Consider the following 11,024-nt stretch of genomic DNA (forward strand, 5'->3'; position numbering starts at 1 on the left):
CTTTTCAGACACTTTTTTATTATACTTCCCTACCGCAACAGTTCTTATACTTTTTGCCACTTCCACATGAACATAAGTCATTTCTTCCAAGTTTATTATCATTTCTAATTGGTTCTTTCTTTAAACTTTTGTCATCATTTCCATGAGTTGCAGATGTTTCTTCAGCAACCTTTTCTCTTTCTACAGGTCTTTCAACTCTTACATGGAATAAGAATTTAACAGTTTCAAGTTTAATTCCTTCAATCATTTCCTCAAACATTGCACTACCTTCCATTTGGTATGCTTGTATTGGATCTTGTTGCTTATAAGCTCTTAATCCCATTCCTTGTTTTAGATGATCCATATTATCAATATGTGCCATCCACTTTTGGTCAACAACTCTTAAAAGAACTACTCTTTCAATTTCTCTTAATTGTTCTTCACCAAACTCAAGCTCCTTACCTTTATATATATTAAGAACAGTCTCAATTAATTTATTTTTTATTTGCTCATTTGATAAATCAGCTAATTCTTCAACAGTTACAACACCATGTGGCATACAAATTTCTTCTAAATATTGAAGCAATGTTTTAATTTCAGATTCTATATCCTGAACTTCTCCACTTAAATGTGAATTTACGGAATCAGAAATAACTTCTTCTATCATTCCTTGAATTTGTTCTTTTAAATTTTTACCCTCTAAAACTTCTGTTCTTTGTCTATAAATAACTTCTCTTTGTAAGTTCATAACATCATCATAACCTAAAAGATTTTTTCTTATATCAAAGTTATTTCCTTCAACCTTCTTTTGAGCATTTTCTATAGCTTTAGTAACCATCTTACTTTCTATGGCTTCTGTTTCCTCAAGACCTAATTTATCAATAACTCCTTGAATTCTTTCAGAACCAAATATTCTCATTAAATCATCTTCTAATGATATAAAGAATATTGATTCACCAGGATCACCTTGACGCCCTGATCTACCTCTAAGCTGATTATCTATTCTTCTTGATTCATGTCTTTCAGTACCAAGAACTTTTAATCCACCAGCTTCTATAACTCCTTCTCCAAGCTTAATATCAGTACCTCTACCTGCCATATTAGTAGCAATAGTAACCATTCCTAATTCTCCAGCATGAGAAATTATTTCGGCTTCTTGAGCATGATATTTAGCATTAAGAACCTGATGCTTAATCCCTCTCTTTTTTAATAAAGAAGAAATATATTCTGATTTATCAACACTAGCAGTACCAACAAGAACTGGTTGACCCTTTTCATGTGATTTTACTACTTCCTCAACTATAGCTTTATATTTTCCAACGGAATTTTTATAAACCATATCAGAATTATCAATTCTTTGAACTGGTCTATTAGTTGGTATTACTATAACATCTAAGTTATATATTTCTCTAAACTCATTTTCTTCAGTTAATGCTGTCCCTGTCATTCCTGATAATTTACTATACATTCTAAAATAATTTTGGAATGTTATTGTAGCTAAAGTTTTAGATTCTCTTTGAATCTTAACTCCTTCCTTAGCTTCAATTGCTTGATGAAGACCATCTGAATATCTTCTACCTTCCATAAGTCTTCCTGTAAATTCATCAATAATTACTATTTCGTTATCCTTAACCATATAGTCTTTATCAGCTCTCATTGTATAGTTAGCCTTTAAAGCTTGAGTAACATAGTGTTGTAACTCTAAATTTTGTGAATCAGCATAGTTTTCTATGCCAAAATATTTTTCAGCTTTAACAACTCCATCATCAGTTAATAAAACTGCATTAGCTTTTTCATCTACTGTAAAATCTTTTTCACTTACTAATGTTTTAACAAAGTTATCTGCAACATTATAAAATTTAGTAGATTTATCTCCCATTCCTGAAATAATAAGAGGAGTTCTAGCCTCATCTATTAAAATAGAGTCTACTTCGTCTACTATACAGAAATTAAGTCCCCTTTGAACTCTCTCTTCCATATGTATAACCATATTATCTCTTAAATAGTCAAATCCAAATTCATTATTAGTTCCATATGTTATATCACAAGCATAAGCTGCTCTTCTTTGGTCAGGAGTTATTCCATGTATTATGCAACCAGTAGTTAAACCTAAAAAGTTATAAAGCACTCCCATTTCTTCCATTTGAGTCTTTGCTAAATAATCATTTACTGTTATTACATGAACTCCATTTCCAGTCAATCCATTAAGATATGCTGGTAATGTTGCAACAAGAGTCTTCCCTTCCCCTGTTTTCATTTCAGCTATTCTACCTTGATGAAGAACCATTCCTCCTAGCAACTGAACTCTAAAATGTTTCATTCCAAGAACTCTGCTTGAAGCTTCTCTACAAACTGCAAATGCTTCTGGTAATATGCTATCTAAAGATTCTCCATTTTTTATTCTTTCTTTAAACTCTAAAGTCTTAGCTTGAAGTTCTTCATTTGTTAACTTTTGCATAGACTCATCTAAAGCTTCTATTTTATCTGCAATCGATTGAAGTTTTTTAACTTCTCTTTCGCTATATGTTCCGAAAAGTTTTTCTAAAAATCCCATAATATATTTCCTTTCAACATAATCATAAACATCAATAAAAAATTATAGATGTGCGATTATTAATCAATTTATCTAAATTCTAATTGTATAAGCTACCCCTTTAATATTTCGCTTAATAAATTATACCATTTATAGTATTTATAATTCAACCAAAACAACTATACTTAAAGCTATTATAATATTTTAAAAATATAAGATATAAAAGTTATAAGACTTAATTCTAAATAAAACATTTAAAAATCATTTGTTTTAATATAAAAAATAAGGGAAATGTTTATAACATTCCCCTTATCTATATTCAATTAAATATAATCTGGCTCTAGAAGCCCATAATTTCCATCTTTTCTCTTGTATACAACATTAACATTATCTGTATCAGAATCTTTAAAAACAAAGAAATTATGTTCAACAAGCTCCATTTGTAATATAGCCTCTTCTGTACTCATTGGCTTTATATTGAACTTTTTAACTTTTACTACTTCTCCATGATCATCTTCTTCTGATGCAACTTCATCAAAATTATTAAATCTTAAAGATTCATTACTTCTTCTTTGTAATTTAGTTCTTTGTTTTCTAATTTGTCTTTCTAGTTTTGTTTCTACTAAATCAATAGACTTATACATATCATCTGTTGATTCTTCACATCTTAAAATAACACCATTAAATGGTATTGTCACCTCAAAAATTTGGCTATTTTTTTGAACAGTTAATGTGGCTCTTGCCGCTACGTCAGGTTCAAAATACTTATCTAGTTTTGAAATCTTTCTTTCCACTATTTCCTTTAGTGCAGGTGTCACGTTAATGTTCTTTCCTATTACAGTTACTCTCATAAGGTCAGCCCCTCTCTTTAAGTTATACTTATACTATTTAAGACTTTAAATATATTAATCTATATCTATATTTTACCATTTGTAAAATTATTCCTCAAAGCTTGTTTTATAAATTTACTGAAAATTTAAACTTATTTACTCTACATAACTCCATATATCTTCGATTATCTCATTATTAAAAATAAAAAACATCAATTCATACGAATTGATGTTTTTTTATAAAGTTAGCTGACCTGGATTTTGACCCCACACTCGCCTGCTGGAGCTTTTGCTACCCGGAATTAACCTCTCACTACTAACACTCTCAGTATCTCTACTGGCAGGACTTACTTCTATACCGCACCATGCTCATTAAAACTTTGTTTAACTTACGTGGATCGTTTCGCCTGCGACTGGCATCGACTTTCATCCACAGACCTAACTTTACATTACTATTATATATTGCTTTTAGCAATTGTCAATACTATAATTTTCTTTGCTCCTGATTTTTTTAATATATTTCTACATTCCTCAGTAGTAGCCCCTGTAGTCATAACATCGTCAATTAATATAATATTTTTATTTTTTATATCTTTAGAATTAATAACTTTAAATGCTCCTCTTACATTTATCATTCTTTCTTCTTTTGTTAAGGTTTTTTGTTCTCTTGTATCCTTTATCTTTTTAAGACAATTACTTATAGGTACATTAATATCATTACTTAGATTTCTTGCCATTAATCTGCACTGATTATATCCTCTCTTTTTTTCAGAAGCTTTAGTCATAGGTACATAACAAATAATATCTGCATTAATATCTTGTTCCTTTACCATTTCTATCAAAAAATTAGATAGTAAATTTCCTGCAGTAAAATTATTTTCATACTTAAACTTTAAAATCAAATTTTTTATTACTCCCCCATAAAATCCATAAGATAAACTATTTTCTTTTTTAGTAGCTCTTTTAATGCTATTTTTGCATTGTGGACATAATCCTATAAAGCCATCTATTCCACAAACTATGCATTTTTCTTCTGGTGGGTAAATTATATCTAATATTGCATTATATATATTTAATGCAATTTTATTAAAATACTTTAAATTTATATTTTTATTTATTACTTTTCCCATAGACTCCTGTTAAATTCCCTAGTAATACTTTTTGCGTTATCCATATCCTCTGAAGTATCTTTAGAAACCATTATAAATTCTGATTGAATTTCTTTAGTTTTATTAATTGAAGCACACATATAAACTATCTTTTTATAGGAATAATAAATATCATCAGCAAATAGTAATATTATATTTACATTTTCAATATTATTTATATATTGACCATAATTATTAGTAACTATAAATAATGAATCACTATATCCATTCATAATTTCTTTTAAAAAATCAAAATTTTGATTTTTGGTGTATCTAATAACTCTAATATCTAATTCTCTTAAAACTTGATAGTAATGATTATAAACCTTATTTAATTTTTCTAGTGATGGCACTACAATCAATACTATTCTTTTATTTTCTTTAAACCATTTAAAATACTCAAATAAAGATAATGGTATATTTTCTTCTAATCTTATTCTAGTACTCATAAGTCTTGGTTCTATCATAGGCTCTTCTGAAATAATATAAGGTAAATCCAACTTTTCACCTATTGGAAATATATATTCAGTTGAATAAATTATGATTTTATTAGTTTTCCAATATATAGTTTCTATAGATTCTCTAATATATTCATTGCTTATCTTAGAAAATAAAGTTATATCATCAACTATAACTAAGTCATAATTTTCGTTTACATTTTTAATATCACTTATCGTTATAAAATTTAAATTATTTTCTATCCTTTTTATATTTGTATCTCTATCTATAAGATTATTTATATAATTAATTTTTTCTTTTACAAATTCTTTTTCTTCACTACAAAATACATATAAAACTTTTCCATTTTCTTGTACAATTTTATTTATTATATTAGAAAAAATATCAATAGTATTAAAAGGTCTTGTTTTTAAAGTTAATACTTTAGTTCTTTTTGAATACCATTTATTTATCTTTTTAAAAGCATTACTTAATTCTTTATAATTCATAGTATCAACTCCATTTACTTATTATTCACTTATTTTATCATCAGATACAATATCTAAAATTCTTTCCTTCAATGATGAATACCTCTCCATACTATTTGTATTATCAACCATATACTTTAGTGCCTTTTGGCTTCCAACAACCACTACAAGCTCTTTCGCCCTAGTTATTCCAGTGTATAATATATTCCTATTCATTAAAAAAGCTGAGCCCATAAAAGTTGGTATAATTACTACTTTAAATTCACTCCCTTGACTTTTATGTATAGTTATTGCATAGGCTAGTTCCAATTCTTCTACATATACATTATCGTACACTATTCTTCTTTCATCATCAAAAATAACAGTTATAGTGTTATTTTCTTCATCAATAGATTCTATGAATCCCATATCTCCATTAAATATTCCTACACCTTCATTATCGCCATATCCACCTATTCTATTCCACTTTAAAGAGTAATTATTTTTAGTTTGCATTACTTTATCACCGACCCTAAAAATAAAGTCTTTAAATTTTCTTTCTTTTTTATATTTATCAGGTGGGTTTAAAATAGCTTGAAGTTCATTATTTAAATTTTCTATTCCTAAAATTCCTTTTCTAGTTGGAGATAATATTTGAATATCTTTAACTTTATTCCACTTTGAATTAAACATTGGAATTCTTCTATTTACTAAATCTAATATAGTTTGCAATATACTTTCATTATTTTCTCTATTATCAAAGAAAAAATCTCCATCTTTTTTATTTAAATATGGCAATTCCCCATTATTTATTCTGTGAGCATTTAAAATTATCATGCTCTCTTTTCCTTGCCTAAAAATTTCATTTAATCTTACTACCTTAATAAAATTACTGTTTATTAAATCCCTTAATACATTTCCTGGACCTACAGATGGAAGTTGATCCACATCTCCAACTATAATAACTCTAGTTCCTAATTTTATAGCCTTTAATAAACTATTCATAAGCATTATATCAATCATAGATGCTTCATCAATTATTATTACATCACCTTCTAATGGTTCACCTTCACCCCTTCCAAAAAAGGAGTTTTCATCTTCACTTACTCCCATCTCTAATAACCTATGTATGGTTTTAGCCTCTCGTCCTGTAGATTCTGTCATTCTTTTAGCTGCTCGTCCTGTTGGTGCTGCTAAAAGAACTTTCATACCGTTATTTTCATATATTTCTATTATACATTTTATTATTGTAGTCTTTCCTGTGCCAGGACCACCTGTTATTATTTCAATTCCATTTTCAAAAGCACCTAATATAGCATCCTTTTGAGAATCTGCAAACTTAATATTATGCTTATTTTCAAAACTAGAGATTTCAAATAAAACATCAGAATTTATAGTTTGAAATTTTTCTATACTTAATGTAATAATTTTATTTGTAACACCAAGCTCACAAAAATAATAAGGCAATGCATATACAGCCTCAATATCATTAATTTTTTCTACCTTTACCTTTCCTTCTAAAACACTATTATATATGTTAACCTCTATTAATTCCTTATCAACCATTAAAACCTTTTGACATTGCTCAATCAATTTATCCTTTGGCATATATGTGTTTCCAAGACCAGAAAAGTTATTTAAAACGTATCTTATTCCACTTTGAACTCTAAAATCTGATTGCGGTTCAATACCTAAACTTTTTGCAATTCTATCAGAAGTTAAAAATCCAATTCCTGATATTTCATCATTTAATACATAGGGATTATTAGAAACTATATCTATAGAATCTGGCCCAAACTTTTTATAAATCTTTAAACATTGATTTATAGTAACACCATGATTTTGGAAAAACATTATAATATCCTTTAATTCTCTACTTTCAAGATAGGATTCATATATTATATTAAATTTCTTTTCCCCAATTCCTTCAACTTCCCTTAATCTTTCAATGTCATTATCTAATATGTCTAAAGTTTCAACTCCAAATGCCTTAACTATTTTCTTTGCTGTAACAGGACCTATTCCATGAATTATACCTGTACTTAAATATTTTTCAATTTCTCTTGCTGAAGTTGGAAGCACTTCTTTATATTCCGCTACATTAAATTGTCTTCCAAATTGTTTATGATTTATCCAATTTCCTTTTACCTCAATTTGTTGTCCTTCTTTTATTAATGGCATTATACCAACAATTGTTACAAGCTCTTTATTTGCAGTTATTTTCGCTACAATATATCCACTATCATCGCTTTTAAAGATTATTGCTTCTACTAAGCCTTCTAATATTTCCATATTATCGCTCCAAACATCGTAATTTTACTTATTTAATATTAATAATTATATCATAAGTAAAATTTTCATTGTTTATTTTAACGTTTTCATTTATATTTAAATTATAAGATTATATTTTACTTATTAAATTATTAAGTTATTATTTAATAATTTAACTTTAATTTGGAGGGAATTTAAAATGTTATTAAAAAATTGTAATATAATATTCTTAAATAAGATAGAAAAGGGATCTATACTAATAGAAAATAATATAATAAAGGAAATTAATCCATCTGAGGTTAATGATAAAACAGTTATCGATTGTAAAGGTTTATTTGTTTCTCCTGGTTTTATAGATATTCACATACACGGCGCTGGTGGACATGATACAATGGATGGTACTTTTGAAGCAATAAATGAAATATCAAAAACTATTTGCAAATATGGTACAACCTCCTTTACACCTACAACAATGACTATGTCTAAAGAAGATATTTTAAAATCTATGATGGCTATAAAAAAAGCAAAAATTAATGGAACTGATGGTGCAATAGTCTTGGGTGCTCACTTAGAAGGACCTTTTATTAGCCCTAGTGCTATAGGAGCTCAAAATCCAAATTACCTAATAGCACCTTCATATGAAAATTTTAAATCAATGACTGGTGATGCTATGGATGCTGTAGTTTCTATTACTATGGCACCTGAAGTTGAAGGAGCTAAAGAACTTGCTTCTGTTTTATCATCTAAAGGTATACGTTGTTCTATAGGACATACAAAAGCAACTTATGAAGAAGCCATAGATGGAATAAAATGTGGCTTCTGTCACTCTACTCATTTATTTAATGCAATGACTGGTTTTACGCATAGGGAGCCTGGTGTAGTAGGGGCAACTTTCGATACTGATATAACAACTGAAACTATTTCTGATGGTATTCATATATCTTATCCATCTTTAAGGGTTGTATATAAACAAAAAGGGACTGATAAAACCTTACTTGTAACAGATGCAATGTGTGCTTGCGGAATGCCTGATGGAACTTATTCCTTAGGTGGTCAACCTGTAACCGTTAAAAGCGGTGCTGCAAGATTAAATAATGGTGCATTAGCTGGATCAATATTAACATTAAATAAATCTATTAAAAACATACATGATAATACAAATTATCCATTATACGAAATAGTAAAAATGGCATCTTATAATGGAGCTAAATACTGTAGAGTAGATGATAAGAAAGGACAAATAAAAGAAAACTTTGATGCAGATTTAACTATTTTTGATGAAAACATTGATGTTAAAATGACTATAATTGGCGGTAAAATAGTCTACAACACCTTATAAACTAAAAGTTAAAAAAATAATTTTATTATATTATAAGTAAAAATTTTATAAAATAAAAAGAACTATATCATATTAAATTAAAAAATTTCAATACGATATGGTTCTTAATTATATTTTTATAGATATTTTTTTATTTCTTCTACTTTATTTAATTCTTCCCATGGAAGGTTTAAATCATTTCTTCCAAAATGACCATAAGCTGCTGTTTGCTTATATAATGGTCTTCTTAATTCAAGATCTCTTATTATTGCTCCAGGTCTTAAATCAAATACCTTTTCAACAATGCTTATTATTTCTTGTTCTGAAAGCTTTCCTGTTCCAAAAGTATCAACTTCAATAGAAACTGGCTTTGCAACACCTATTGCATAAGCTAATTGTATTTCTAATTTATCTGCAACTCCAGCTGCAACTAAATTTTTTGCAACCCATCTTGCTGCATATGCTGCTGATCTATCTACCTTTGTTGGATCTTTTCCTGAGAATGCTCCACCACCGTGTCTTCCATATCCTCCATAAGTATCAACTATAATTTTTCTACCTGTTAATCCACTATCACCTTGTGGACCTCCAACAACAAATCTTCCTGTTGGATTTATAAAGTATTTAGTTGACTCATCTAATAATTCAAATGGAATAACAGCTTTTATAACATGCTCCATTAAATCTTCTCTTATTTGTTCTTGGCTAACATGATCATCATGTTGAGTAGAAATTACTATTGCATCAATTCTAACTACCTTATTATCATCATATTCTACTGTTACTTGAGTTTTTCCATCTGGTCTTAAGTATGGTAAAGTTCCATTCTTTCTTACTTCTGTTAACCTTCTAGATAATCTATGTGCCATAGCTATTGGTGAAGGCATATATTCTGGAGTTTCGTTAGTTGCAAATCCAAACATCATTCCTTGGTCACCAGCTCCAACAGCTTCAACATTATCCTTTTCACCAGCCCTAGATTCTAATGCTTCATCAACTCCCATAGCTATATCACTAGATTGTTCATCAATAGATGTTAAAACTGAACATGTATCACAATCAAATCCATATTTCGCTCTATCATAACCTATTTCTCTTATTGTTTTTCTAACTATCTTAGGAATATCTACATAACAAGATGTTGATATTTCTCCCATTACTAATACCATTCCAGTTGTTACTGCTGTTTCACAAGCAACTCTTGCCATAGGATCCTTTTCTAATATATTGTCTAAAACTGCATCTGATATTTGGTCACATATTTTATCTGGATGCCCCTCTGTAACTGATTCTGAAGTAAATAATCTTCTCATTTTTGCTTAGCTCCTTTCAATTTTTGATATTAATTCTAAGCAATAAAAAAAGCCTCTTCAAGATAGAAGAGACTGAAATTATCTAAGGTCTTTCTTATCTTGCAAAATTAAATGTTCTGCAGGAATTTGCACCACACTAATAGATAATAATTAATAAAAATAGATTATAATTAAAAATTTATATTTTAATTTAACTATCATTTCTTAATTTTAACCTATTAAGTAGGTTGCCGGGTTTCACAGGGCCTTTATCCCTCCACCTCTCTGGATAAGAACTAATATCAAATTTTATTCCTAAAATATTTTAACAATATATACATACTATGTCAATAGAAAATATATACCTTATTTTTAATATGAAATTTAAATTAATAAAAATAAAAAGCATGGCATTAACCATGCTTGGTGGGGGAGGACGGATTCGAACCATCGAAGCGAATCGCAACAGATTTACAGTCTGCCCCCTTTGGCCACTCGGGAACTCCCCCATATATGGAGCTTCATGTCGGAGTCGAACCAACAACCTGCTGATTACAAGTCAGCTGCTCTGCCATTGAGCCAATGAAGCGTAGTTTGGTGGAAACAACAGGGATCGAACCTGTGACCCTCTGCTTGTAAGGCAGATGCTCTCCCAGCTGAGCTATGCTTCCAAAAGTAATAAAATTAAATTTAAATGGTGGGGGAGGACGGATTCGAACCATCGAAGCGAATCGCAACAGATTTACAG

General features: G+C 28.9%; 7 protein-coding genes, 3 tRNA genes and 1 riboswitch. Of the genes, 1 reads left to right on the forward strand and 9 read right to left on the reverse strand.

The genetic code is table 11. From position 1 onward, the window contains the following. Positions 1 to 19: 19 nt before the first annotated feature. The 5 genes from secA to QZ321_RS10805 form a co-directional block, all read right to left on the reverse strand. The gene (gene secA / locus QZ321_RS10785) at positions 20 to 2,533 is read right to left on the reverse strand and encodes a preprotein translocase subunit SecA (protein WP_291747418.1); all 2,514 of its coding nucleotides are present in this window, start codon (positions 2,531 to 2,533) and stop codon (positions 20 to 22) included. Between the two features lie 302 nt (positions 2,534 to 2,835). Next, a complete protein-coding gene (raiA, locus tag QZ321_RS10790) occupies positions 2,836 to 3,363 on the reverse strand; it encodes a ribosome-associated translation inhibitor RaiA (protein ID WP_291742450.1) in 528 nt (175 codons plus the stop codon). A 434-nt stretch (positions 3,364 to 3,797) separates the two neighbouring features. Next, positions 3,798 to 4,472 (reverse strand): ComF family protein, encoded by a 675-nt coding sequence (locus QZ321_RS10795; RefSeq protein WP_291742448.1) that lies wholly within the window; start codon positions 4,470 to 4,472, stop codon positions 3,798 to 3,800. Next, entirely contained in the window at positions 4,460 to 5,437 is a 978-nt protein-coding gene (locus QZ321_RS10800) for a hypothetical protein (RefSeq protein WP_291742445.1), read from the reverse strand. The genes QZ321_RS10795 and QZ321_RS10800 overlap by 13 nt, the downstream gene beginning before the upstream one ends. Positions 5,438 to 5,458: 21 nt before the next feature. Beyond that, positions 5,459 to 7,687 carry an ATP-dependent RecD-like DNA helicase gene (locus QZ321_RS10805; RefSeq protein WP_291748124.1) on the reverse strand — a complete coding sequence of 743 codons (2,229 nt, stop codon included), beginning with the start codon at positions 7,685 to 7,687 and terminating at the stop codon, positions 5,459 to 5,461. Between the two features lie 178 nt (positions 7,688 to 7,865). Here QZ321_RS10805 and nagA point away from each other — a divergent pair, with 178 nt between their 5' ends. Further along, positions 7,866 to 9,005: an N-acetylglucosamine-6-phosphate deacetylase gene (gene nagA, locus QZ321_RS10810; RefSeq protein WP_291748127.1), complete on the forward strand. Its 1,140-nt coding sequence runs from the start codon at positions 7,866 to 7,868 to the stop codon at positions 9,003 to 9,005. A gap of 116 nt (positions 9,006 to 9,121) precedes the next feature. Here nagA and metK read toward each other — a convergent pair whose 3' ends face one another. From metK to QZ321_RS10830, 4 genes are all read right to left on the reverse strand, one after another. Continuing rightward, a complete protein-coding gene (gene metK / locus QZ321_RS10815) occupies positions 9,122 to 10,297 on the reverse strand; it encodes a methionine adenosyltransferase (RefSeq protein ID WP_291743658.1) in 1,176 nt (391 codons plus the stop codon). Between the two features lie 91 nt (positions 10,298 to 10,388). Then, positions 10,389 to 10,572: riboswitch (SAM riboswitch) on the reverse strand. Positions 10,573 to 10,700: 128 nt separating this feature from the next. Beyond that, positions 10,701 to 10,785 (reverse strand) — tRNA-Tyr (locus tag QZ321_RS10820). Positions 10,786 to 10,790: 5 nt separating this feature from the next. Further along, a tRNA-Thr gene (locus tag QZ321_RS10825) sits at positions 10,791 to 10,865 on the reverse strand. Between the two features lie 6 nt (positions 10,866 to 10,871). Then, positions 10,872 to 10,947, reverse strand: a tRNA-Val gene (locus tag QZ321_RS10830). Between the last annotated feature and the right edge of the window lie 77 nt (positions 10,948 to 11,024).

The sequence above is a fragment of the uncultured Clostridium sp. genome (assembly GCF_910588715.1).
Classification (GTDB): Bacteria; Bacillota; Clostridia; order Clostridiales; family Clostridiaceae; genus Clostridium.

What these genes read in the sequence shown, in the direction of transcription:
- secA (WP_291747418.1), bottom strand. Translation starts at nt 2,533, where the DNA reads ATGGGATTTTTAGAAAAACTTTTCGGAACATATAGCGAAAGAGAAGTT.
- QZ321_RS10795 (WP_291742448.1), bottom strand. Translation starts at nt 4,472, where the DNA reads ATGGGAAAAGTAATAAATAAAAATATAAATTTAAAGTATTTTAATAAA.
- raiA (WP_291742450.1), bottom strand. Translation starts at nt 3,363, where the DNA reads ATGAGAGTAACTGTAATAGGAAAGAACATTAACGTGACACCTGCACTA.
- metK (WP_291743658.1), bottom strand. Translation starts at nt 10,297, where the DNA reads ATGAGAAGATTATTTACTTCAGAATCAGTTACAGAGGGGCATCCAGAT.
- nagA (WP_291748127.1), top strand. Translation starts at nt 7,866, where the DNA reads ATGTTATTAAAAAATTGTAATATAATATTCTTAAATAAGATAGAAAAG.
- QZ321_RS10805 (WP_291748124.1), bottom strand. Translation starts at nt 7,687, where the DNA reads ATGGAAATATTAGAAGGCTTAGTAGAAGCAATAATCTTTAAAAGCGAT.
- QZ321_RS10800 (WP_291742445.1), bottom strand. Translation starts at nt 5,437, where the DNA reads ATGAATTATAAAGAATTAAGTAATGCTTTTAAAAAGATAAATAAATGG.